At 49.6% G+C, this 23,687-nt stretch carries 19 protein-coding genes; 8 read left to right on the forward strand and 11 right to left on the reverse strand.

Annotated elements, in window-relative coordinates:
• Positions 1-11 precede the first annotated feature (11 nt).
• Together BLX24_RS20425 and BLX24_RS20430 are read right to left on the reverse strand one after the other, a co-directional pair.
• Positions 12-860: an AAA family ATPase gene (locus BLX24_RS20425; protein ID WP_071505051.1), complete on the reverse strand. Its 849-nt coding sequence runs from the start codon at positions 858-860 to the stop codon at positions 12-14.
• Positions 861-940: 80 nt separating this feature from the next.
• Complete coding sequence (locus BLX24_RS20430) at positions 941-1,501, reverse strand: hypothetical protein (RefSeq protein ID WP_071505052.1); 561 nt, start codon at positions 1,499-1,501, stop codon at positions 941-943.
• 283 nt (positions 1,502-1,784) lie between these two features.
• Between BLX24_RS20430 and BLX24_RS20435 the strand changes: the two genes are divergently transcribed.
• A complete protein-coding gene (locus BLX24_RS20435; protein WP_071505053.1) occupies positions 1,785-2,648 on the forward strand; it encodes a universal stress protein in 864 nt (287 codons plus the stop codon).
• Between the two features lie 158 nt (positions 2,649-2,806).
• Here the strand turns inward: BLX24_RS20435 and BLX24_RS20440 are convergent, their stop codons facing one another.
• The 3 genes from BLX24_RS20440 to BLX24_RS20450 form a co-directional block, all read right to left on the reverse strand.
• The gene (locus tag BLX24_RS20440; protein WP_071505054.1) at positions 2,807-4,129 is read right to left on the reverse strand and encodes an ammonium transporter; all 1,323 of its coding nucleotides are present in this window, start codon (positions 4,127-4,129) and stop codon (positions 2,807-2,809) included.
• A 75-nt stretch (positions 4,130-4,204) separates the two neighbouring features.
• Entirely contained in the window at positions 4,205-5,359 is a 1,155-nt protein-coding gene (locus tag BLX24_RS20445) for a porin (RefSeq protein ID WP_071505055.1), read from the reverse strand.
• A 340-nt stretch (positions 5,360-5,699) separates the two neighbouring features.
• Positions 5,700-6,050, reverse strand: coding sequence for a 4Fe-4S dicluster domain-containing protein (locus BLX24_RS20450; RefSeq protein ID WP_071505056.1), 351 nt, complete (start codon positions 6,048-6,050; stop codon positions 5,700-5,702).
• Between the two features lie 122 nt (positions 6,051-6,172).
• Here BLX24_RS20450 and BLX24_RS20455 point away from each other — a divergent pair, with 122 nt between their 5' ends.
• Positions 6,173-7,192 (forward strand): acyl-CoA reductase, encoded by a 1,020-nt coding sequence (locus BLX24_RS20455; protein ID WP_071505057.1) that lies wholly within the window; start codon positions 6,173-6,175, stop codon positions 7,190-7,192.
• Between the two features lie 40 nt (positions 7,193-7,232).
• Here BLX24_RS20455 and BLX24_RS20460 read toward each other — a convergent pair whose 3' ends face one another.
• The 5 genes from BLX24_RS20460 to BLX24_RS20480 form a co-directional block, all read right to left on the reverse strand.
• Positions 7,233-8,951, reverse strand: coding sequence for an alpha/beta hydrolase (locus BLX24_RS20460; RefSeq protein ID WP_071505058.1), 1,719 nt, complete (start codon positions 8,949-8,951; stop codon positions 7,233-7,235).
• Between the two features lie 75 nt (positions 8,952-9,026).
• Positions 9,027-9,848: a glycoside hydrolase family 16 protein gene (locus tag BLX24_RS20465; protein WP_071505059.1), complete on the reverse strand. Its 822-nt coding sequence runs from the start codon at positions 9,846-9,848 to the stop codon at positions 9,027-9,029.
• 146 nt (positions 9,849-9,994) lie between these two features.
• Positions 9,995-10,504, reverse strand: coding sequence for a hypothetical protein (locus BLX24_RS20470; RefSeq protein ID WP_143092737.1), 510 nt, complete (start codon positions 10,502-10,504; stop codon positions 9,995-9,997).
• A 106-nt stretch (positions 10,505-10,610) separates the two neighbouring features.
• A complete protein-coding gene (locus tag BLX24_RS20475; protein WP_177225880.1) occupies positions 10,611-12,929 on the reverse strand; it encodes an O-antigen ligase family protein in 2,319 nt (772 codons plus the stop codon).
• A 91-nt stretch (positions 12,930-13,020) separates the two neighbouring features.
• Positions 13,021-15,864: a fibronectin type III domain-containing protein gene (locus BLX24_RS20480; RefSeq protein ID WP_071505062.1), complete on the reverse strand. Its 2,844-nt coding sequence runs from the start codon at positions 15,862-15,864 to the stop codon at positions 13,021-13,023.
• Between the two features lie 357 nt (positions 15,865-16,221).
• Between BLX24_RS20480 and BLX24_RS20485 the strand changes: the two genes are divergently transcribed.
• Both BLX24_RS20485 and BLX24_RS20490 read left to right on the forward strand, forming a co-directional pair.
• Positions 16,222-17,853 (forward strand): histidine kinase dimerization/phosphoacceptor domain -containing protein, encoded by a 1,632-nt coding sequence (locus BLX24_RS20485; RefSeq protein ID WP_071505063.1) that lies wholly within the window; start codon positions 16,222-16,224, stop codon positions 17,851-17,853.
• Between the two features lie 13 nt (positions 17,854-17,866).
• On the forward strand, positions 17,867-18,619 hold the full coding sequence (locus BLX24_RS20490) for a response regulator (RefSeq protein WP_071505064.1): 753 nt from the start codon (positions 17,867-17,869) through the stop codon (positions 18,617-18,619).
• Positions 18,620-18,660: 41 nt separating this feature from the next.
• Here BLX24_RS20490 and BLX24_RS20495 read toward each other — a convergent pair whose 3' ends face one another.
• Positions 18,661-19,503, reverse strand: coding sequence for an alpha/beta hydrolase (locus BLX24_RS20495; RefSeq protein WP_071505099.1), 843 nt, complete (start codon positions 19,501-19,503; stop codon positions 18,661-18,663).
• A 256-nt stretch (positions 19,504-19,759) separates the two neighbouring features.
• Here BLX24_RS20495 and BLX24_RS20500 point away from each other — a divergent pair, with 256 nt between their 5' ends.
• From BLX24_RS20500 to BLX24_RS20515, 4 genes are all read left to right on the forward strand, one after another.
• A complete protein-coding gene (locus BLX24_RS20500) occupies positions 19,760-20,464 on the forward strand; it encodes an esterase family protein (RefSeq protein ID WP_071505065.1) in 705 nt (234 codons plus the stop codon).
• A gap of 124 nt (positions 20,465-20,588) precedes the next feature.
• Positions 20,589-21,623, forward strand: coding sequence for an ATP-grasp domain-containing protein (locus BLX24_RS20505; protein WP_071505066.1), 1,035 nt, complete (start codon positions 20,589-20,591; stop codon positions 21,621-21,623).
• Positions 21,624-21,687: 64 nt separating this feature from the next.
• Positions 21,688-22,788, forward strand: a complete 1,101-nt coding sequence (locus BLX24_RS20510; RefSeq protein WP_071505067.1) for a carboxylate-amine ligase — start codon at positions 21,688-21,690, stop codon at positions 22,786-22,788.
• 60 nt (positions 22,789-22,848) lie between these two features.
• The gene (locus tag BLX24_RS20515) at positions 22,849-23,682 is read left to right on the forward strand and encodes a type 1 glutamine amidotransferase (protein WP_071505068.1); all 834 of its coding nucleotides are present in this window, start codon (positions 22,849-22,851) and stop codon (positions 23,680-23,682) included.
• Positions 23,683-23,687: the final 5 nt, after the last annotated feature.

Here is a 23,687-nt window from a genome sequence, read left to right on the forward strand (position 1 = left end):
GGCCGAAGCGGTTAGTATGGGCGTTTTCCCTTTTGTTTCAGTGCGGTAAGCAAGACCGTATCCTGCTCGTTTTTCAGCAATGAGCCAATGTAGGGCGGCAATTCGTTCAAGGCTTCCAGATCGGTCAGGTCCTCTTCCGTAACGCCCGAAACGAGCAACAGCCGGATCCAGTCGATCAGCTCACTGGTGGAGGGCTTTTTTTTCAGCGCCTTCACATCGCGGATACTGAAGAAAACCGACAGGGCTTTCGTCATCAGTTCCTGCGGTAACACCGGAAAATGGACCTTCACAATCTGCTCCATCGTATCCTTGTCCGGAAACCGGATGTAATGAAAAAAGCAGCGTCGCAGAAACGCATCCGGCAACTCCTTTTCATTGTTTGAGGTAATGATTACGATCGGCCGGTGGCGTGCCGAAATAGTCCGCCGGAGTTCGTAGCAGTAAAACTCCATCCGGTCAAGCTCCTGCAAAAGGTCGTTCGGAAACTCAATATCGGCCTTGTCGATTTCATCAATCAGCAAAACAGCCTGTTCGTCGGCGTCAAACGCTTCCCAGAGTTTGCCCTTTTTGATATAGCTATCGAGGTCACCGATCCGGCCATCGCCCAGCTGCGAATCCCGCAGGCGCGAAACCGCATCGTACTCATACAGTCCCTGCTGGGCCGTTGTTGTTGATTTAACATGCCAGGTAAACAGCTTTTTTTGCAGTGCACCGGCAATCTCGTAAGCCAGCAACGTTTTTCCCGTACCAGGTTCACCCTTGATTAACAGGGGTTTCTGCAAGGCAATTGCCGCATTAACCGCGATGCTCAGTTCGCGTGTGGCAACGTATTGATTGGTTCCTGAAAAGTGTTCTTTCATAGCCGGAAAAGCGAAAAGGGAAGTAAAGGCAGCTGTGCTGAAACAGCTTTACCCTTTTACTTCCCTTTTTGTTCAAAAGACTATTCCTGCCCGTTATCCGAGAACGAATACATGGTCTGATCCAGAGTCAGCGTGTTGCTGTTAAAGTTTTTGATGAAATTATCGATCACGTCTTCATCAATTTCTTCTACGTTCAGGCAAACGTCAAGGCTGATTCCATATTCGAAATCGGTGTCGACCTCTACGTATTCCTGTACTTTCACCGCTTCTGTTTCTTCCAGCTCTTCGATGATTTCGGTCAACGCGGTTTCCGCATCTTCCTCTTCTTCGGCTGTAATTTTGTAACTCGCATTCCGTTCCTCAACCGGTACGTAATTCGGATATGATTTCTTGAGCTCCTCAATGGCCATTTCATACACCAGGCTGCTGTGGTGCAGACGGAGTGTGTAAATCAGGGCATCGTAGATAACTTCCTTACCCTGGTACGTACCGACAAACTGAACATGCTCGCACTCACCTGTTTCGAGCATTTCCACTTCTTCGTCTTCTACGTATACGAATGACATGCCTTCAGCCTGACACTCTTCCTTGAGTTCGGCAATTTCCTGTGGGTCGAAACCCGGATTATTTTTAATATCCATCAGTTCTCTGGTTTGCACGCAAAATACGGTAGAGTCGCAATATGTTGCTTCTCTGTTTTATAATATTTTACTAATCCCCGTCAAAGTTACCAGAATCCCGGGATTTCTGCACACCCATGTAAAGACGCAACATCTTGTGTCTTCTTTCCTCCTCTCTAATTACCCGCCCCCGCTGAGACGCAATATCTTGCGCCTTTACGTAACCGTTAACATAGATTTTACACACTTTCCTTGGTTGTATCTGGTTTTATTTGTTAATCGTAGTAACATAAATATTCCTCATATGAAGACGATCCTGTTTCCTACCGACTTCACATCCTCAGCGTCTATGGCTTTACAATGGGCCAAAACGTTCGCGGCTAAATATAAGGCAACCCTTGTGTTGCTGCATGTGCATCAGCCGCCGCTACCCGATACCACCTTACCGACTGTCGGCGATTTAGGGGTTGGCGTAGCCGCCGCATATGACCTCGAACAAATCGGCCATCAGCAGCTCGATCACCTGGCCGGTCAGTTGCGCGCCGAAGGACTGACTATCGATACCGAATGGCGCATGGGAGGTATTGAAGATGAAATTCTGAGCACGGCCCGCGACCGGAACGCCGATCTGATCATTACCGGCCGGCATAATATGAGTACGTTTTTTGACTGGCTGGCAGGCAGTGCAGCCACCGATGTAGCTCTCGATGCGTCTTGCCCGGTCCTGGTTGTCCCCGCACCCGACGAGCACGAATCCCCTAAACCCGTTCAGGTAAACGAAGTGATCTTTGCCACGCAGCTTGAATTCGACGAACGGGCGATTCTGCAACAGGCAACGCAGCTTACCGCTGATTTCGGCGGTCGCCTGCATTTCCTGAAAGTCAATGCTGACAACCAGCCGGATGTTTTTGACGATGAACAGTTTAAGCAGCAATTACAGCGTACATTAGGAAGCGACCCGCTGCGGGTTAATCTGATCCATGCCCGGACCGTAACGGGAGGTTTGTCTGATTACCTGACAAAACACGAGGCCGACATTCTGGTGATGACCACCCGTGAGCGTGGTTTTCTGGATGGCTTGCTGAATCCGAGCCTGACCAAACGCATGGTCTTACAGGCCCACTTACCGGTATTGGTTTACCATTCGGCTAAAGTAGAAACCCCTTAAAACGAAGAAACCGCCCGCCAAAGGCGAACGGCTTCCCGGAGTACAACAAAACCACAGGGTTAAGTGCCAACAAGGCCGGCCTGTGGATCTGTCAGTTTCAGGTTTGTTGATACAGGTTGCCCGTTGAGTTGTCAGCAGGCAACCTGTATCAGTTAATATCAGGCTTCGATCAGGAATTCGTCGTGCTGGCTTACGTCCAGACCTACTTTTTCGTCGTCTTCAGACACACGCAGCGGCAGGATCAGGTCAGTAACTTTCAGTAGCAGTAAAGAACCGCCGAACGCGAATGCCGATACAATGAACAGCGCTTTAACGTGCTCGATGAACAGACCGGTTTCGCCGAAAGCCAGACCTTCTACTGTCACAGCCGGGTTGATGCCTTTGCTGGCGAAGATACCGGTCATCAGCATACCAACCATACCACCTACACCGTGGCAAGGGAATACGTCCAGGGTATCGTCGAGGGTCGATTTTGTCCGCAGGTGAGCCACGAAGTTACTGATCATACCGGCAACTGAACCGATAAAGATTGACGAAGGAATTGTTACGAAACCAGCGGCAGGCGTAATGGCTACCAGACCAACAACGGCACCGATCGCAAAGCCCAGGGCCGATACTTTCTTGCCTTTAGCCGCGTCGAACAGCACCCATGACAGGCCAGCGGCGGCGGCAGCTGTGTTAGTTGTCGCGAAAGCAGAAGCTGCCAGTGCCGAAGCCCCTACCGCCGAACCGGCGTTGAAACCAAACCAGCCGAACCACAGCAAACCAGTACCTAACAGTACGAACGGAATGTTGGCAGGCGGGAAGTAGTTGGCTTCCATGTGTGACTTACGGCGCTTCAGATAAATGGCACCGGCCAGAGCAGCCCAACCGGCCGACATGTGTACTACCGTACCACCAGCGAAATCAAGCACACCCATTTTGAACAGGAAACCATCCGGGTGCCATGTCCAGTGAGCCAGCGGCGTGTAAACAAAGAGGCAGAACAGAATCATGAACAGGACGTACGAACGGAAGTTGATACGCTCCGCCATTGAACCCGTTACGAGAGCAGGCGTGATAACCGCAAATTTCAGCTGGAAGAACGCAAATACAACCAGCGGAATTGTAGCAGCCAGTGACCATGGCTTACCATCCAGTACGCCTTTGAACATAAAGAACGTTCTCGGATCACCGATAAAACCACCGATTGAGTCACCGAATGCAAGGCTGAATCCGACAACTACCCACAAGATACTGATTACACCCATCGCGATGAAGCTTTGCAACATCGTTGAGATAACGTTTTTGTTGTTAACCATACCGCCGTAGAAATATGCCAGGCCGGGAGTCATCAACAATACTAATGCAGAAGAAACCAACATCCACGCGGTATCACCGGTATCGATACCTTCGGTAACGATTTGTGTTGGAACAGAGGGCATCAGAATACCCATGACGCTGACAATTAGCAGCAGAGCGAGAGGGATGTAACGTGACATAGACTTACTGGGTTTTTGTTGTACAATAGATTAGCGATTGGTAAGGGTTAACTGCATATGTTTATGTTAAGAAAATCAGAACTTGAAGATGGCTGCCATACCCAGTGTCGCTTGTGACTTTGTCAGGGAGCCGTCATTTTTCTCAAACTTATTGGCAGAGTAGCTGTCAATGCGCAGTTCAGGCTTCAGCAATACGTGGCCGCCACCCGTTGTAATGTTGCCGGTGAAGGTGATTGAGTTAACGCTTGCCCCGTTACCGGCAGCATCTGTCAGCGCACGGACACCACTCTTGTTGTCAAATGATTCGTAGCGGGCACCTAACGCAAACTTGTCAGAGAACGCGTAGTTGGTATAGAGGGCAAACCCACCCCATGTTTTTTTCTCTGCCGGCCCGCCTGCGTTTTGATAGTCACCTTTCTGCGAACCCGTTGCGGCATTCAGCCCTACGTAGAATTTCGATGTAATCTGGTAGGTAGTTGTCAGGTCAAACAGCGCGTAAGAAGCATCATCCGCTTTCACACCTGTCACATCCTGCGAGGCTTCGTTTGAGGCAATGGCGTTCAGGTAAACGTTCCAGCCCGAAACCGGCGAGAAGAAGAACTGACCGATCAGGCCTTTTTTCTTGTTGTTGTCGAAAATGTTATCGACGTTGTTCACGACACCGAGCATCAAATATGCCTTGTCGCTGAACGAGTACTGGCCTTTCAGACCGATGTGATAGAAAGGACCGTTGTTAAACAGGTTAGACAGAGAGTAGTTAAAGTTTACAGGAGCGTCAATCACTTCATAGCCAATGTGTGTACCAAACTGGCCGGCTGTGAAGCTTAGTTTACTGGTTGCTTTCAACGTTACATAGGCCTGCTTAATAGCGAGTGACGTTGAGCCTGCGCCCAGGAAAGCAACATTGTTACCATAGTTACCCAGGTCAGCAAAAGGGCCGAATGCCAGATCCATCACGGCATCTACCTTGTCTGAACTATAGGCAGCTTTTGCCTGAATCAAACCAATCCCGAACTGACCTGACTTCTGGTCAAACGCCCGGGCATTTGAACTTCCCAGCGCATTCAACCCCATATTCGACTGACTTTTCGGGTTATTGAAGTTGCCGAAATAGTAGGTGTCCATGTATCCGGAAAAGGTAAATTTCCCGGAATCAGTTCCGGTAGAATCCTGCGCTTTTACAGAGAAGGCACCCATGAAACAGGCAGCTAGTAAAAAGATCTTTTTCATAATTTACTTTGGCTAAACAGTGGTTTTGTAAACTTTTATTGAACGGCACAAAGTTTATTACAAAATTTAATTGATGCAACAGGTAGCTTAACCTTTAAACCTGTTTCTGGTCATTTTCCACTAATTTTGTTTAAAACATCTTACTTTTTAAACCTAAAATCCAAGAAAACTTAACATTTTTTTGAAATTTTCTAAGATTTCAAACCTCGCTATAGTTAGAAGTCAGTACTGCATTTCCCCGTGATTATCCAATTTGATTTGGCAAGGCTGAAATTTTACCAAACAAAAAACCCGACCAGGTAGTTGGTCGGGTTCAGAATGCCGGTAAATCCGTATTGGCTTATTCTTCAGCGTGCAGCCAGGCTTTCTTGGCCAGCAGCGTTTCTTCTTCTTCTTCGTGCTCAGGATCCGGCACGCAGCAGTCAACCGGGCAAACGGCAGCACACTGCGGCTCCTCATGGAACCCTACGCATTCCGTACATTTATCGGAAACAATGTAATAAAACTCGTCGGAAACGGGTGCTTGCGGCGCTTTACCACTTACAATGGTTCCGTCACCAAAATCAACTTCATCAAGGCTTGTTCCTCCGCCCCATGTCCACTCAACGCCACCTTCGTAGATAGCAGTATTCGGACATTCGGGTTCGCAGGCACCGCAGTTGATGCACTCGTCAGTGATCATGATAGCCATGAGCGTACTAGGTTATGTGCAGAAAAATAGGTTCGACTTTTGGACAACAAATATAACTATTTAAAGGGTTAGGGCAAACTATTAGTTATTTTTGTCGTAAAATCAGCGATTGCCTGACAAGAATGACGCAAAACGAACGCATCCAAACTTTTATTGCTCTCGGAGACTTTTTACGGTCGGAACAAGGGCAAGCCGAAATCGACGAAATGGCCTGGCGGGCCAATACACAGAATAACTGGTTTACTCCTGCCAATGTGAAACGGGCTTTCCGCGCCATCAGTGACCATATGCTTACGGCTAATGCGCTCACGGAATGGGCCGCTCAGTACCCGCCGGAACCCGAAACACCGATGACTGTCGGCGTTGTTATGGCCGGAAATATTCCTGCGGTCGGATTTCATGACCTGCTCTGCGTATTGGTCAGCGGACACCGTATTATGGCTAAATTAAGTAGTCAGGATATTGTACTAATCAAATATTTAATACAAAAAATAACAGATTTAAACCCCGCTTTAGGCGAACGCATAACCGTTGCCGAACGCCTCAATGCCGCTGATGCCTTCATCGCCACCGGCAGCGACAACACGGCCCGTTACTTCGACTACTATTTCGGCAAGCGCCCGCACATCATCCGCCGCAACCGCACGTCGGTCGGGGTGCTGACCGGCGTAGAGTCGGATGAGCAACTTCTGGCCCTGTCGGAAGACGTACTGAGTTATTACGGGCTGGGATGCCGCAATGTATCTACCATCCTGATTCCGGATGTAGAGATCCTGCAACGTTTTCTGCGCGTTACCGAAGCGCTCATCCCGGAATATACCAGTAACCACAAGTACGTGAATAACTACGATTACAATAAATCGATTTATCTGGTCAACAGCGTACCGCACCTGGACAACTGCCTGCTGCTGATGACCGAAGACAACCGGCTGGTATCGCCGATCTCCGTGCTTTATTACCAGACGTACGATACACAGGCCCAACTGAACGCCTTTTTACAGGAGAATGCCGGAAAAATTCAGGTAGTTGCGTCTGCCGATGGCTGGTATCCGGGCAGTGTTCCGTTCGGAAAAACCCAGATGCCTGGCCTCAGCGACTACGCCGATGGTATCGATACGATGGCGTTTTTAACGAGTCTGTAGCCAGGAAGAGCACGGTTCATGACCGTGTTCTTCCTGTTTTTCAGTACCGCCAGCTGGTCAGGTCGGCTCCTTTAGGTGCGCTTGTTTCAATCCGTTTCAGGATTTTCGACAGGTACAGGGTATTGTACCGCAACCGGCTGATGTAGTTTGGCTGGGTATGATCGCCGTTCCAGCAGTGCTCGGCCCGGTCGCCGTAATCGACCTCGCCGTAATAATGCGGTGCCTTGGTCTGCTTCAGAAAATCCTCCATCAGGTAAACTGCGTTGTTGAGGTAATAATTATCCATATCACCGCAGTAGATATGAATCTTTCCGGTCAGTTTCGGCCCTAGTTTCGCCCAGTCGCGTCTGAGGATATGCAAGAGGTCGTAATGCTCCCGCCAGTATACGGCCACGCTGCTGTCGATATCGCCGGTCAGTTTATCCCAGATCGGTTTCGGGTATCCATCCTGCCCCATCGGCGAGTATACCGCCTGCCAGATATCCCACTGATCGCCGGAGCGGGAGTTGGTACCCAGCGCCAGTTCGCGGTGATTCATGTCCTGCACCGTGCATTTAACATGGCCGAGGTAATTCCGTTGCCCGGGACGCAGCATCCGGCGAAAAGGCCCGTCCATAAAATAGGCATTTTTGTCTTTATAGATATCAACAACGGTATAGGCCTTAAACGAAATCGGGTCGGGGCAGGCCGCAAAGCACCCGTTATACTCCTCAGGATAAAACACCTGTGCCGCCAGCGACTCCCAGCCCCCTGTTGAGCCACCATACAGGAACCGGGCCCAGCCCTGACCGATCCCCCGGAACCGGCGCTCAATTTCCGGAATCAGCTCATAGGTAATGGCATCCCCGTAAGGACCGAGGTTTTCGGAGTTTACCGCATACGAATCGTCGTAGAACGGATTGGCATGCTGAATTTCTACAATCAGCATACGCGGAAAGCTCTTGCTTGTCCATTGCTTATAGAAATCATAAGCCTCCTGTGCTACCCGTTTTTTGTACCCGTAAAGTTTAAACCGGTCAATGTAGTCGGTCGTATCCATGTTGGCGGGCGGCGGCGTTTCGCTGAAGCCCCCGAAATCGTCGGGGAAATGGCCGTGAAATACACACAGCGGATAGCGGGCTTCCGGGTGCTCATCGAAGCCGTGCGGCAGCAACACGTGTGCACCAATGTACATCGGCCGTCCCCAGAATTCGGTAAGGAGCTTACTCTGAATCCGGATGTGCTTGATGTATTTAGTGTCTTTCGGTTCGGAGACGGGCGGATTAATGCGGTTGAGTGATAGCCGGTACCACTGCTTTGAACCGGCCGTAATTCTGATTTTCTGCGGGATACTGTAGAGATTACCGGGAGCTGTCCGCCAGTTCTGCCCCTCTCCCCGATCCATGGGCAGTTTTACCGGCGGGCCGTATTTCCGCCTAAAGGTTTCGTATTTGTGCAGCACCGCCTGCACGTAATAGTCGCCCGGCGGCAGGCTTGCAATATCGTGGACGGGATACCCGAATGCCCGCGAGTCGATCAGCATTTGCTGACCCGGCCGCATTCCGTCAACGTCACGCCCGAAAATCTGGGCCGTTTTTACGTCATCGTTAACCTGAAAACGGGGTTCACTTTTGTCATTGGGGGCAAAAATCAGGAGCAGACGGCCGTCGACCGCTTCTTTGCCAACGGAATCCGGAAAGGTAATGGAGAACGTTTGTCCGGAGGCGCCGGAGTACACCAGCAACAGGCAGACAAACAGGCAGGTAAAAAAATTTCGCATAGATGTTCAGGTTTCAAGTCCGGACGTAAATATGCATCCGAAACCTGAAACCTGCCAGACCGCCCAGCGATTCTTTTATTGATAAACCCGTACGTAATCGACTTCCATCCGGGCCGGGAAAGCCGTCTCGTCCACCCCTTTCTGTCCACCCCAGTTGCCGCCAACGGCCAGGTTGAGAATCAGGTAAAACGGCTGATCGAACGGCCATTGCTCGTAGAGGGTACCGGTTTCTTCTTTGGTAATGGTATAATACAACTTTTCATCGACATAAAACTCGATGCGTTCCTTATTCCAGTCGATGGCATACACGTGAAAAGCCGTTGTGGCATCGGGCACCGGGATGGTCTTCGATTTCTGGGTTTTCTTTACATGATTGTACGACTCCGTATGGATTGTTCCGTGAACGGTGCCCTCGTCATAGCCTACATGTTCCATGATATCGATTTCACCGTCGCGGGGCCAGCTCATGGGTTCTTTGGCGGCCAGCATCCAGATTGCCGGCCACGTTCCCCGGCCTTTCGGCAGTTTCGCCCGGATTTCGAAGTGGCCGCCCTTCCACTCTACCTTGCCCCTGGTCCAGAGTTTTGCCGAGGTATATTCCCGGTTTTTATACGTTTCTTTCCGCGCTTCAATGATCAGCACCCCGTTTTCGATACGGGCATTTTCGGGGCGGCTTGCGAGGTAATATTGCAGTTCGTTATTGCCAAAGCCATGACCGCCCGTGTCGTAATTCCATTTGGCGGTATCAGGCAAACCCGCCACCTCAAACTCATCCGCCCAGATGAGCGTACGTTTTGCCGTACCGGTTGTACTGACCGGCGCTTGCGGCGAAGGGACCTGTACCGGTGTTTTATCGCCCGAACAAGCCAGTATAGTCATCAAAAGCAAGCCAAACATTGCCATGGTAGTATTAGAATACATCAATAGGTTAACTGTCCGGCGAAGATACAATTTCTGACTTGTTTAACGGTGATAACCTTAATTTTGCGGTATGGCGTTGCCAAACCGGCGCATTCGCCCTGCTTACATGCTATCTGAACAAGCTAAAAAACAAACCCGGCCGAAAGACCGGCCCAGTTTTTAAGGTAACCGTTGATAATAAGCGGTGTGTAGTTGGCCCGCATCAGAAAACCGCCCCCTTTCAGCGGACGAAGCCGGAAACCAATGTGCCCGTATGAGTAATGGCTGTTGCCGTCAACCTCAAACTCCGCCGACGGAATACTGAATTTCCCGCGAACCGGTACATATCCTACACCAAGTTCAAACGCCACACGGCGGTCGTCCATGACGGTATTGATCCCGATCGGGAAAGCCACCACCTGCCCCGTACCGGAGATGTAGTTTTGCGGCCCCGTGCCCAGTTGTTTAATCAGCGACATATCAAACACCTCGGCCCCGACCCGCAGGCCAATGCCCGAATTCCAGTTCAGGATCCGGATGTCGAGGTTTGAGGAATACAGAAATCCGCCGCCACCAGCTTCGCCATACAGAGCTACCGCCCGGCGGTCTTCATCACGGCGACGCTGGGCGGTGGTAATATGACATATGGTCAATAAAAGGAGCAAGCAAAAGACACACTTCATGGGCACAACCGACTTTTGGGGCAAAGTACGGGGTTTAGGCTGATTGTCGTGCGGATTCTTTGTAAATGGTATACGTTCACCATTCCGGTACACTGTCGCTGACCGGCAGTCTGGCACTGATCTCCATCAATTTATCAGGACGTATTCCCAATTGACTGTTAGCAATCAATTGATCGATCTCACTCCGGCTAAAGCGTGCATGATACTCCATAAAATGCCGGTCGAAATCGTTCAGTGCAGCGACTGTTTGTTGCGTTAACGATAGATCAAAGGCAGTCAGTGCCCATTCATGATAAACCTGCCGGTTGAACATAAACCGCTCGCCTTCCGGCACGGCACTGATACGGGAGATGAAACCAGGCAAATCACTGATCCGCTGATAGGCTTGTTTCACGGATGCAAGATGCTCGATTAAACCACGGGTTGTCAACCGGTTTGTCAGCGAATAGACCGCTTGTTTATCCATTCTGAAAGCCGCTGCCTGTGCCTGCATAATCAGCGGGAGCTGCCATTCCGGCTGTAAATCAGCGGCCCGTCTGTAAGCGTCGAGGGCGTTTTCCGGTTTCCCCTGCGATAGGTATGCATCGCCCAGCAGCATCCATGTAGCCGGTCGTTTCGGACCATCAATGGCCATTGATTGTTGAATGGCCTGAACTGCCTTACCGAATTCTCCCGCCGAACTGTGTAAAGAGGATACCCGAAGTAATAAGCGTCCGTAATCCGGTTGCTCAAGGCGTTGGTTTTCCATGACAGCCAATGCCTGATTATAGCAAAACTTTTTGGCCTCAATCGGTGCGTTTGGTTCCTGCCATACACTTATGGCAAAATCTGCCACCAGGTCTGCCACTTCATAACGGCCAATAATACTCTGATCATAAATCGCTTTCAGCTTATTCATTCGTTCAAAACCATTGGTTTCTGTAACCTGGCTATTCAGCTTTTTCAGGGTTAGACCAGCATTGATGCTCACATAACCAAGCCAGGCAATAAGCGCGGCAAGGCCAATCTTAACGGCATTCCTTCCTTGTGCCAAAAACCGGAAAATAGTACCGGCACGCTGGTCCGTTTCTTTCCCCACAAAGCCTGTTAACAGAAAGAAGAATTGAGCCGCCAGCAAATTATCCGGATTCAGTAAACCGAAAATAAAATACCCCCCTCCTACAGCCAGCAACACGCCAGCTTCGGGAGCAGAGAAAGAACGTATTTTCAACAAGAAAAATACCCATATGGCTAACCAGGCAATTATACCGGGAATACCGGCCGAAAAAGCCCACTCCAACGGTACACAGTGGATTCGGTCATACCATTCTGTACCATCTCCTGCAACCAGATCCGCATCATAATTTTTCGGAAACGCATAACTGTAGTTTTCCTGTCCCCAGCCCCGCAGCGGATGGTCAAGAAAACTCCTGAATGCCATAGCATTAGTAATTTGTCTGGCCGGCAGCGTGTTATTACCACCTGAAAGATTGGTTAACCGGTTGACGCCGGCAATAGTCTGAAAAAGCGGTTTACGTTGCAGCAGCCAGTAGCTGCCGACCAGGCTGATAACGGCCATTCCGGCCACTCCGATGAGTAATGGCAGCGACCGGAAACGGTTCCATAACCAGGATAAGCCCCAGAGTACCAGTCCTCCGCCCAGCCCCAATATGCCGGAACGAGCTCCTGATAAAACAATTCCCCAACTTAAAGCAACGCAAACAAACAGGATTACCGGGATTCTGATCGTAGTAGAAATCCAGGTTGCTTTTGTGCCAATATAGATGGCCAGAAAAATATGTATCAGTAAATAGGCAGCCAGAAAAGCAGGTTGTCCGACAGTGGCAACAAAACGGTAATGGTCTCCCAGCCAGCCTGTAGGACTTACATATCCGATAACCAATACACTTAAGGCAATGGCTGTTGATGCTATGAAAAGCCAGTCCCATTGTTTCGATGTTAGTCCCGTACCGGATACAACCAGGGCATATAATCCGAGATGCAGATAGCCGGTAAACCCTTCCATACGCATAAACCCGGAAAAGATACTTTGTGCAGGGTCAACGCCGGCCGTGTCAGCCAGCGCAACAATCAGCAGAAACAGAATAAGGCTCAGTTGTAGCCATGATCCGCTTGCGTTGTGACGTGCGGGTAAAAACAACCATAGCAATGCCATTCCTTCGGCGAGTATCCGGAAATAAAGGCCGCGAATGGCCACAAATCCAAAAAAAGATGACGCGCTATAAACAAGGGGTGTGAAAAGGCTTAGCAGCAACAAAAAAAATATACTCTTCCGGATAAATTCCCCTTTACTGCCTTTTACCTTGTTTCCGTTGCTTAAGTCTGTTTCTTTGACCGCAGGTTGCGGCTTCAGACTGGCTGTTTGTTTTTTTCCGGACTGACGTGTTGTCATCATTTTTGCCATGAGCAGAATTACTGTACTATAACAGGCAAAGAGCTGTCGGGCGATGAGTAGCCCGACAGCTCTTTGCCTGAAGGTCAATCTATTACCTCACCAACCAGACGGTTTTCTCTGTATTTGGCGTGCTCACCTTAATATAATAAGAGCCTTTGGGGCCAATCAGCTGCAACGTTTGTTGTTCCACACTACGGGCCTGACCGACTTCTCGTTTATCCAGCAACTGTCTGGCGGCATTAAAGCCTTCGATTAACAACTTGCTGCCTGCTACCCCTTCAACCGAGACGGAAATAACCTCTGATTGTGTTGGTCTTGTGCTCAGGATAACACGCATCGGAGACGCTCCTGAAACCGTTGATTTGGTACGCCCTATTCCAGCGGCTGTTGCCGAGGTACATGTTGTCGAAATACCTTCACTGTAAGCACCGGTCAACGCCCCCTGATTATAAACAAGTAATGTATAGCTACCAGCCTGTGAAATGCCGTTTGCCACAACGTTATAGGTATCCGGAACACGGTATACATTACTGTAAACATACCCGGAAGGTCCGATAAACACAAATTCATTACCGTGTGCCACGGCTGCCAGGCCTGCCGCTGTAGTTGTCTGGCCATCCTCCGGACAGGTCAGCATGTCTGTCACCTCAAACGTATCAGGCACAAGGGGTTCATCGGCCGGTAAGACCGGAACACTGCTTTTCAGGAGGCAACCGTCCTGATTGATAGCCAGTATTGTATACAAACCCACCTGACTGACACTAAACAGACCGGTACTATTCGTACTGATTTCGCCGGAGGGGGTTACAAACGTATACGTCGGTGCGCCGGTTGTTTGTGCGGAAACACTTACTGAGTTGACCCCATCTCCTAATCGTCCTGATACATTTACTTGCGGGAATGGATAACTCGCTACCACCACAACGTTGGTAGTGCCTACTCCCAGGCAGCCTTCCGGTGATACACAACTCATTGAATAGGGGAATGTACCGACCGTATTCGTAGTCAGGGAAATGACAGGACCCGTTTGTCCGGTAGCCCATACGACCGTTCCGCTGTTACATCCACTGGCAGTCAGAGAGGCAATCTGATCAATACAAACGGTGGCACTCGCCGGAGAAAAGCTGATCATCGGAGCACTGGAAACCACGGTGTAAGTACCTAACCCCGTACTACCGTTTACATCTATTGCCGACACAGCGTATACGCCGGACGCCAGGCCGGTAAACTGCCCTGTACTATTATTGAAGGTCTGCCCGTTTGCACTCAGGGAATACCTGTATGGAGAAAAGCCTCCGCTTGCCGTTACACTGATCAACTGATTACATCCCTGCTGACTGGAGGATGTCTGTACAGTAATGGATGAGGGTAACGTTGAGAATGTTTGGGATGTTGAAAAACCGGAAATATCGGTCGTTGAACAAGCACTGGCAATTTGCCATTCATACAGGGTGTTTGGCACTAATCCGCTTAACGAAAAAGTAAATCCTGAGACGGTTGTTGAAGACCAGGTCGTCCCGTTTATTGGCCTCCATTGAATAACCGCTGAGCCGGGCGAAGTCCATGACAAACTTGCCGTGGTGGTGGTCAGGCCGAAACTCCCCGCATTCGAAGCCGTATTGAGACAGGAGGTGGTGGTAAATGCTTTTGGTGTTGAATAGCCGGATGTCAGCGTGGTGGCACAAACCTGATCCACCTGGAATTCGTATGCTGTGCTGCCCCGGAGCCCGGTCAGTGAGTAAACTGTAGAGGTTACGTTGGTTACAGACCCTTCCCATGTGCTGTTCCCCTGTCGTCGCCACTGCACATTATAATTATAAGGAGGCCAGTTTACCCCTCTTCCCCATCGGAGCGTGGTCGCATTTAATGTGGTGTTTGACACCTCAAGCATGATTGGCTTAGGACAATCACCCGATTGCGTAAACGAAACCGGTGTCCCGAAGGCAGAAACCGTCCCTGACGGGCAAACGGTAGCAACCCTGTATTCGTATACATTGCCGGGAGTCAGGTTTGTTAATTGATACGTGTTGCCGGTCAATCCGTTTACGGCATTCCATGCCCCCCCTTGTTGTCTCCATTCGAGAACATAATTACCGTTACTGGTTAATCCGGTCCAGACAAGATTAACACTTGTTGTATTTGCGACAGACGGATACATGCCACTGGCAATGTTTGCACAGCCTGTTGATGTCAACGATAAGGGCGCAACCGGAATGGATAGTACATTGCCACCTCCGCCCGAAACAATCACATTAGCCGGATCCGGGTAAGAATCAACCGGTAAAAAATAAATTTTCTGGTTCATTTCCGGCGCGCCACCACTGATGCTTATCGACGTTTTTGAGTAGTAATTTCCATTTGTTGAGGCTGCTATCCCGGCGGGCAATGTAACATTAAACGATGTAAATGATTTCAGGTTACTGGCTTTTACAGTAAGACTATATGACAAAGGGTCGCCAGTAAACGAAATGGATGGCGACGAGCTTGACAGATTCAGGATTCCGGCATTATCTGCCGTCACAAGTCCTGTGACGGTAATCACTACCGGTGCTGCTCCCGGACTGGTAAAGGTTATACTTGCAGGATAGGTACCAACCGATAGCCCTGCGTTTAATTTTAAAACAATCGGAAAACTGGAAAAAAAGGAACTGTTATTTGATGCGGTATAAGAGGTACCTAAACTAGCGGTGCCATCAGTGGATGTAAATGTGTATCCGTTACCGGCACAGACAGCCGAAAGCGAAACACTGTTTCCGCTGTAACCGAATACACTTACATTAAAGTTATAAACCGATGGACCATTATTTTGGGCATACGCCAGCGTTATGGAGGTCGGAGAGACAGAAATTGTCTGAGCACTTACGGCGATCGAACTAAAAAAGCTTAGTAAACAAATAAAACAGGCAAGGTGGCGAATAGGTAAAATTGCTTTCATGGGTAAGATAATTTGTGGGTTTGTGGGATTGTCTGGTTTATGTGACTGTAACCTGCCAGACAACTAATCCCCCAATTACCTTATTTATGGCTGCTCAGCCTACCATACTTTTACCAATGCTTGCTTTTTTTTTATCAATCCTGACATAAGTTTAATAAAATACGTTACGTCTTTTTTTGTTTATTGACTATAATATTCACACTAACTTTTCATTAGCTTTGAAGTGCACACTATGCGTAACTAAACATGCCACATATAGATACATTTAAGTATACACTGCTGGTATTTTTTTTATTCATTGATATACGACCCGCATTATGTCAGATTTCACCAGGACTTCCGTTACAACCCCATAAAGTGACATGGGCAAATAAAGTTTATAGAGAATCCATTCAGAAAAAAGATTCAGCCCTGCTGGCAGAAGCATATTATTTATATGGCAAGATTTATCAGGCTGCCGGCGATGTGCTGACAGCTAAGCGCTTCTTTATGCGAGCGCTGCGTATTCAGGAAAAACAGGGAGTTTCTGAAGAATTAGCCAGACTATATTATCGGTTAGCAGACCTTGCTTTCAGGCAATTACTGTATAAAGAGGCCAGATACTACATTGACCTTGAATTCCGTATTGCCCGACAACTGGGGACCGACAAAGCACTGATCCGCGTATATGGAGACCTCGACCATTTGCACCGGACCGATTGGTCTCCGGCCAGCCTTCATTACCCGAAACCGAATATTGACAGTGCGCTTTATTATATCCGGAAAATGGAGCCGTTGTTATTACGCAGCAAAGATCCTGTCGTACTAACTGAATTTTACCGCTCAACCGGAGACCGTTTTCTGGAGGCTCGTAATACTAAATGTCTCTCTTATTACTATAAAACGTTATGGTTTCACCAAAAGCATAAAAAAAGGTATGAAGAGGTGAATTCAATGTTACGAATAAGCCAGGCATATATTTCATTCAGGCAATTTAAAAAGGGGCTTGCCTGGTTGAGGAAAGCAGAAATAATTCAATCCGAATTACCATCGAATACCAGAAATTTCACCGCGTTAAAAAACTCATTTGCCTTAATTTACCATGCTTACTACCGTGGAACCGGTAATTGGCAAAAGGCCTATCAGTATCAGCAACTGCTTTTCGGGATTGTAAAACAGGAACTCGCATTTGACCGTAACGGAGCCTTGTCACGCCTCAGTCTTGAATACGACACCGAAAAAAAGGAAGCCCGTATAAAACAGCAGCAACAAGAAATTGCCTTCCGCAACGAAAGCCTGAGAAATCACCAGCGCTTTATTATGGCGATGTCGGCTTTACTGATGATCACCATTGGAATGAGTGTTGTTTTTTTTCGCCTCTATCGCAAAAATCAGCGCATCAGCCAGCGAAATGCCGATCTGGTGAAAGAACAGAACCACCGCGTTAAAAATAATCTCCAGGTAGTTTCCAGCTTACTGAGCCTGCAATCAAACCGGCTGACGGATACAAATGCGCAGAGAGCAGTCGAAGAAAGTCAGCTGCGTGTCCACACCATGGCTATTCTGCATCGTCGGCTGTATGACAGCGATGGTCTGGTCACCGTAAATCTGGCCGAATACCTTCCCGACCTCGTCAGAGGTGTTATCAATTCCTATGGCTATAACCAGATTGAGCCAGCCCTCGACATCCCGTCTGTATACCTTACAGCCGACCAAACCCTGCCCGTTGGCCTGATTATTAACGAATTAACAACCAATGCCTGCAAGTATGCCTTTGCGGATAATCCCGACCCGTCTTTCCGGCTGGAGGTGAGGCAACACGGCAGACAACTTACGCTACAGGTAACCGATAACGGTCCGGGATGGAAGCAATTCCCCGATCACAGCCGTGTCAGAAGCTTTGGTCTACGGCTGATATCTTTGCAGGTATCCCAATTGCGTGGCACGTATTTCTTTGCCGATAATACACCACATGGCACTGCCTTTACGATGACTTTTTCAATTACCTAACCTACCCCGTAACATGTCTGTTGTCAAATCACTTGCCATTTTACTCGTCGAAGATGATTTACTCACAGCCTGTGATATTCAGGAGACCCTGGAAAAAGCAGGACATCGAGTTACATCGATCGCGCGAACATACCAGGAGGCCCTTGCGGCTGTAAAGCAGCAGATACCCGATCTGGCGATCATGGATATCCGGCTGGAAGGTTCGCCGGCCGACGGGATCATTACCGCCAAAGAGGTTATCCGCATCCATCCTATGCCCATCATCTATCTGACAGCCAGCTCCGAAAAGGAGACCGTCGACCGGGCCCGGGAAACGCTTCCGCTTAATTATATCATAAAACCGTTCAGACCGGCAGAGCTTCCCCGTCAAATTGAGATGGCTTATCACTATTATGAACAAACCAGACAAACGCCAGGCAGTACAGGAATGTCATCCGACAGTATCTTTTTACCACTAAACAGGGGGTATCAGAAAGTACTCCGAAAAGACATTTCCTTGCTCTGCGCCGATGGAGCCTATACCAGACTCATTCTTGCTCACTCCGACAAAACACATTTAGTTTCCATGAATTTAGGCTATCTGATGCAGTACTTCGATACCCACCCGTTTTTTAAAATTTCCCGTTCCTACATCATCAATCTGAACGAGGTTGAACGCATTGAAGGGAATTCTGTTTTTATTACAAATTATCGCGAAGCCATTTCGATACCTGAAAAAATGCGGGCACTGCTACTAAGCCGGTTAAACGTCATCCGGACCCGATAAATAATGCGGGCTTAGCTGACCAATAAACCCGCCGGTATGCTTTACCGCCCGAAGGCCCAGACCAGAAAACCGGGCATAACGGCACTCCAGGTCTCCTGATTGTGCTGGCCGCCCTGTACTTCAACGTACCGGATCTGTTGTTCCTTGCGGTACCCTTTAGCCTCCAGCTCATGGATGATATCGAGCGTATCGTCGATGGAGTCAATGACGCCGTTGTTGTTGCGGTCGCTCGTTTCGTCGTCGGTGCCGGTCTGGAGCCAGAACTGAAGCGCCTTTTTGCCCGCGAGGGCAGGCGCCGGCGTCTGCCGGATAAGCACATGCATGATACGGTCGTGATAGTCATTGTAAGCCGTACTGAAGGCTTTACTCCGCCACCAGAACGAACCGGAAAACACACCAACCCGCGAAAAACGGTCGGGATGGTGCCATACGATATCAAACGCCGACAGGCCACCAAGGGAGAACCCGGCAAAGGCTGTTTGTGCGGCATCGGCCGAAACAGCATATTGTTTCTGAATATGGGGCAAAAGCTCTGTCAGCACGAAATCCGTATACAATCCGGCCTTGCTACCCCGCTTCATGTAATCGGCCTGTGCGGCGGTACCGTACTCCTGAATCCGGTCTCCGGCATGAATCGCCACCACGACCACCGGCCGGATTACGTCTTGCTGATAGAGCGAATCCATTATTTCCTGTAACCGCAAACGGGGTAAATCCTGCCCGTCATTCAGGTATAAAACAGGGTAAGGGGCAGACTGGCTGTCGTATCCCGGGGGTAAAATAACTTCCAGCCGGACAGCCCGCTGTAAGGGCACTGAAAGAACCGAATCAGCGACCAAAGTCGTTTGAAAAGCCGAAGCTGGTGAGCCTGTGAATGGTAACATTATGTATATAAACAACAGCCAGGTAAAACACATCAGGAACAAATTTGGGCTTTTTTTCGACGGTCGCCAGCGCTTCCGGCTTTCTTTTTCTAAATTTTCGCTATTTTTCATGTGAAATTTCTGCGTTACAAACACCCGTTACCGATCAGTATACCGATTGTAGGGCAGAATGTTCACCCGGTTGCCGCCATCGGTTTCGGTTCGGATTTGCTCCGGTAACAGCCCTGGCGGCAGTGCCTCACTTAACACAAACTAAATGCAGGAACGTTACTCTAAATGGTATTCGCATCACCTTGGTCGTGACATCGAAATGCTGACATTCGGCCATTGGGGGTATCCGGTTCTCCTTTTCCCGACATCGTTCGGCCGTTATTACCAGAACAAAGACATGGGGCTGATTGACTCGGTCCGGTGGTTTGTCGAACAGGGCAAAATCAAAATCTATTGCATCGACAGCATCGACACCGACAGTTTCTATGCCAAACATCTGCACCCGTCGGTGCGTATCCGGAATCATTTCTGGTACGACAAAATGCTGCATGAGGAGCTGCTGCCGTGGATGCAGCGCGAAGGCGGTGTCCATAAAATCGCGGTTGGCGGATGCAGTTTCGGTGGTTACCACGCCATGAATTTCGCCTTCCGGCATCCGGATGTAGTCTCGCATCTCTGGACCATGGGCGCGGCCTTCGATATCCGGTCGTTTCTCGACGGGTATTACGACGATACGGTCTATTTTAACAATCCGGTCGACTTTATGCCCAATGCGCACCATGATCAGTTTCACCAGATGAAGATTGTACTTGGTACCTCAGAACATGATTTCTGTAAACCGGCCAACATCCGGATGTCGCAGATTCTGAACCGGAAAGGCATTCACCACTGGCTCGATATCCGGCCGTGGGGCCTGCATGACTGGCCTGTCTGGAAAGAAATGTTTCCACACTACGTCAGTGTCATGTAGCCGTATCCGGCAATTTCCGGCAGACATCTGCCGGCTCTGAACGTTCGAACGACTCAACAGTTTGTTTACCAATAGTTTTACCAACAGAACAAACATTACTCACAATTAACTGACTTTCAGCTCGATGGCAAAAATAGGTATCTTATTCGGACAGGAAAATACGTTTCCGCAGGCATTTATTGACCGCGTAAACGAAAAACAAAGTGAATTTAAAGCCGAATTCGTCAGTATTGACCAGGTCGAACAAGGCGTTGCCACCGACTATGCTGTCATTATCGACCGGATTTCGCAGGATGTACCGTTCTACCGGGCTTTCCTGAAAAATGCGGCCCTGACCGGTACGGCCGTTATCAATAACCCGTTCTGGTGGAGTGCCGACGAAAAGTTCTTTAACAACTGTCTGGCGGTGCAGCTGGGTGTACCCGTACCGAAAACTTTTCTGCTGCCGTCCAAAGAGCGGCCGGACGATACCAATGCCAATTCTTTCCGGAACCTGCGCATGATGGATTGGGACGGTATTTTTAACTACATCGGCTTTCCGGCTTTCATGAAACCACACGCCGGTGGTGGCTGGAAGAGCGTTTATAAGGTTCACAACCCGCAGGAGTTCTATCAGGCGTACGACGAAACCGGTCAGCTGGTCATGCTGTATCAGGAAGCGATTGAGTTCGAAGACTATTTCCGCTGCTACTGCATTGGCGGGAAAGAGGTCCGGATCATGCCGTATGAACCCCGCAACCCGCACCACCTGCGTTATGCGGCAGAACCACAGACCAAAGGCCCGGCCCTCGAAAAACTGCTGGCTACGATCAGGGAATATGTGCTGGCGCTGAATAACGGCCTTGGCTACGACTTCAATACCTTTGAGTTTGCCGTGCGCGATGGAATTCCGATTGCCATTGACTTCTGCAACCCGGCTCCCGACGCCGATCTGTATTCGGTCGGACAGGAAAACTTTGACTGGGTGGTTGAAGCGGCAGCCAACTTCGCTATCGAAAAAGCAAAGAGCTATAAACCCGGCCAGATGAATCTGACCTGGGGATCCTTTGTCCGTCATTCGACGCAGGGCCTTGGTATGACGCCACCGGCAGCAGCCACCGAACCGGCCGCCACTGAGCCTGAAGCCGCCGCTAAACCGAAGCGTACGAAAAAGAAATAAGTCTGTCCGGGTGCCGGTAGATCTACCGGCACCCGATATTATTTACCTCTACATCTGAATTACTATGCCCGTTTTTACCCTCGGAATCGAAGAAGAGTTTCAGACCATTGACCCGGATACCAGGGAGCTCCGGTCGCACATGTCCAAAATTGTGGAAGGTGGAAAGATTGTGTTACAGGAACGGGTAAAAGCCGAGATGCACCAGGCAGTGGTGGAGGTTGGCACAGAAATCTGTAACAATATTCACGAGGCCCGTGATGAGGTTACGTACCTGCGCCGCAATATCATGGAACTGGCCGACAAACAGAATCTGCGCATTGCCTCGGCCGGCACCCACCCGTTTTCCGACTGGCAGGATCAGCTGATTACACCCAATGAACGCTACGACCGCCTGATTGACGAAATGCGGGATGTGGCCCGTTCGAACCTGATCTTTGGCCTGCACGTACACGTAGGCATCGAGAGCCGTAACGAGGGCATACAGATTATGAATGCGGTACGGTATTTTCTGCCCCACATTTATGCACTCTCGACCAATTCGCCGTTCTGGCGCGGCCGCAATACGGGTTTTAAATCGTACCGGTCCAAAGTGTTTGACAAGTTCCCGCGTACCGGGATTCCGGACTTTTTCTCGTCGGCCGCCGAATACGACGAATACATTAACCTGCTGGTAAAAACAAACTGTATCGACAACGGCAAGAAAATCTGGTGGGACATCCGGCTCCATCCGTTCTTCAACACCATCGAATTCCGGATTTGCGACTGCCCGATGCGGGTTGATGAAACCATCTGTCTGGCGGCTATCATGCAGGCCCTTGTAGCAAAAATCTACAAGCTGCACCGGCAAAACCTGAATTTCCGGCCTTACCGGCGTATTCTGATTAACGAAAACAAATGGCGGGCCGCCCGGTATGGCATCGAAGGAAAACTGATTGATTTCGGTAAGCAGGAAGAAGTTCCGACCCATCACCTCATCCACGAACTGCTCGATTTTATCGACGATGTGCTCGATGAACTAGGCAGCCGCGCCGAGTGCGAATATGTACTCAAAATTCTGGAAATGGGTACCGGTGCCGATCGTCAGTTAGCCGTTTTCCAGCAAACCGGTGACCTGAAGCGCGTTGTGGATTACATTGTCGAGGAAACTTCTCACGGAGTACGGTAGTTAAACCTGTAGAACGGAGCGGTTCGCCGCGTGGTGTTATTCCGTTCTGCATTGCAGATTATGAAACAGATAAGATTAGCGATTCTGGATATGTATGACAACCATCCTAATGAAGGGATGCGTTGTATCCATCAGCTTATTCAGAAAACCAAAGAAGAAGAGCAGATCGACCTGACCGTTGATGTGTTTAATGTCCGGGCCAACAACGAACTCCCCGGCCTCGATTACGATATTTATGTATCTACAGGAGGGCCAGGCAGTCCGCTGCCGTCATCCGATGCCTGGGAACGGCATTATTTCTCATTGATTGACAGGCTGTTTGAGTATAACCGGCAGAACCGGCAGAAAAAATACGTTTTTCTGATTTGCCACTCGTTTCAGCTCGTTGCCCGCCATTTCCGGATCGGGATGATCAGCAAGCGGCGGTCAACCTCGTTCGGTATTTTCCCGATTCACCGCACCGACGACGGGCATTCGGAGCCTTATTTCAAGGCACTTCCCGATCCGCTGTTTGCCGTCGATTCACGGGATTTCCAGCTGACGAGTCCGAACTGGAACCGGATCGAAGAACTGGGTATGAAAGTACTCGCCCTCGAAAAAATCCGGCCCCATGTCAACCTGGAACGGGCCATTATGGCGGTCCGGTTCTCAAACGAAATCTTCGGTACCCAGTTTCACCCCGAGGCCGATAGTGCCGGGATGCTCCGGTATTTTCTGACCGACGAGAAACGGAATCAGATTGTTGCCAACCATGGCGAAGCCAAGTATAATGAAATGGTAGACTCACTCCAGGATCCCGACAAGATCCGGCTGACGGAAGCCGTAATCATTCCTTCGTTTCTGCGGCAAGCGATTCGCGCCTTTGCCCCGTTGACGCCACAAATGCATAACTAACCCAT

It is taken from the genome of Arsenicibacter rosenii, assembly GCF_001870735.1.
GTDB classification, from domain to species: domain Bacteria; phylum Bacteroidota; class Bacteroidia; order Cytophagales; family Spirosomataceae; genus Arsenicibacter; species Arsenicibacter rosenii.

Coding starts and splice junctions, on each gene's coding strand:
- BLX24_RS20475 (WP_177225880.1), bottom strand. CDS start 12,929: ATGATGACAACACGTCAGTCCGGAAAAAAACAAACAGCCAGTCTGAAG.
- BLX24_RS20435 (WP_071505053.1), top strand. CDS start 1,785: ATGAAGACGATCCTGTTTCCTACCGACTTCACATCCTCAGCGTCTATG.
- BLX24_RS20490 (WP_071505064.1), top strand. CDS start 17,867: ATGTCTGTTGTCAAATCACTTGCCATTTTACTCGTCGAAGATGATTTA.
- BLX24_RS20460 (WP_071505058.1), bottom strand. CDS start 8,951: ATGCGAAATTTTTTTACCTGCCTGTTTGTCTGCCTGTTGCTGGTGTAC.
- BLX24_RS20450 (WP_071505056.1), bottom strand. CDS start 6,050: ATGGCTATCATGATCACTGACGAGTGCATCAACTGCGGTGCCTGCGAA.
- BLX24_RS20425 (WP_071505051.1), bottom strand. CDS start 860: ATGAAAGAACACTTTTCAGGAACCAATCAATACGTTGCCACACGCGAA.
- BLX24_RS20440 (WP_071505054.1), bottom strand. CDS start 4,129: ATGTCACGTTACATCCCTCTCGCTCTGCTGCTAATTGTCAGCGTCATG.
- BLX24_RS20510 (WP_071505067.1), top strand. CDS start 21,688: ATGCCCGTTTTTACCCTCGGAATCGAAGAAGAGTTTCAGACCATTGAC.
- BLX24_RS20505 (WP_071505066.1), top strand. CDS start 20,589: ATGGCAAAAATAGGTATCTTATTCGGACAGGAAAATACGTTTCCGCAG.
- BLX24_RS20445 (WP_071505055.1), bottom strand. CDS start 5,359: ATGAAAAAGATCTTTTTACTAGCTGCCTGTTTCATGGGTGCCTTCTCT.
- BLX24_RS20495 (WP_071505099.1), bottom strand. CDS start 19,503: ATGTTACCATTCACAGGCTCACCAGCTTCGGCTTTTCAAACGACTTTG.
- BLX24_RS20465 (WP_071505059.1), bottom strand. CDS start 9,848: ATGTTTGGCTTGCTTTTGATGACTATACTGGCTTGTTCGGGCGATAAA.
- BLX24_RS20515 (WP_071505068.1), top strand. CDS start 22,849: ATGAAACAGATAAGATTAGCGATTCTGGATATGTATGACAACCATCCT.
- BLX24_RS20500 (WP_071505065.1), top strand. CDS start 19,760: ATGCAGGAACGTTACTCTAAATGGTATTCGCATCACCTTGGTCGTGAC.
- BLX24_RS20455 (WP_071505057.1), top strand. CDS start 6,173: ATGACGCAAAACGAACGCATCCAAACTTTTATTGCTCTCGGAGACTTT.
- BLX24_RS20430 (WP_071505052.1), bottom strand. CDS start 1,501: ATGGATATTAAAAATAATCCGGGTTTCGACCCACAGGAAATTGCCGAA.
- BLX24_RS20480 (WP_071505062.1), bottom strand. CDS start 15,864: ATGAAAGCAATTTTACCTATTCGCCACCTTGCCTGTTTTATTTGTTTA.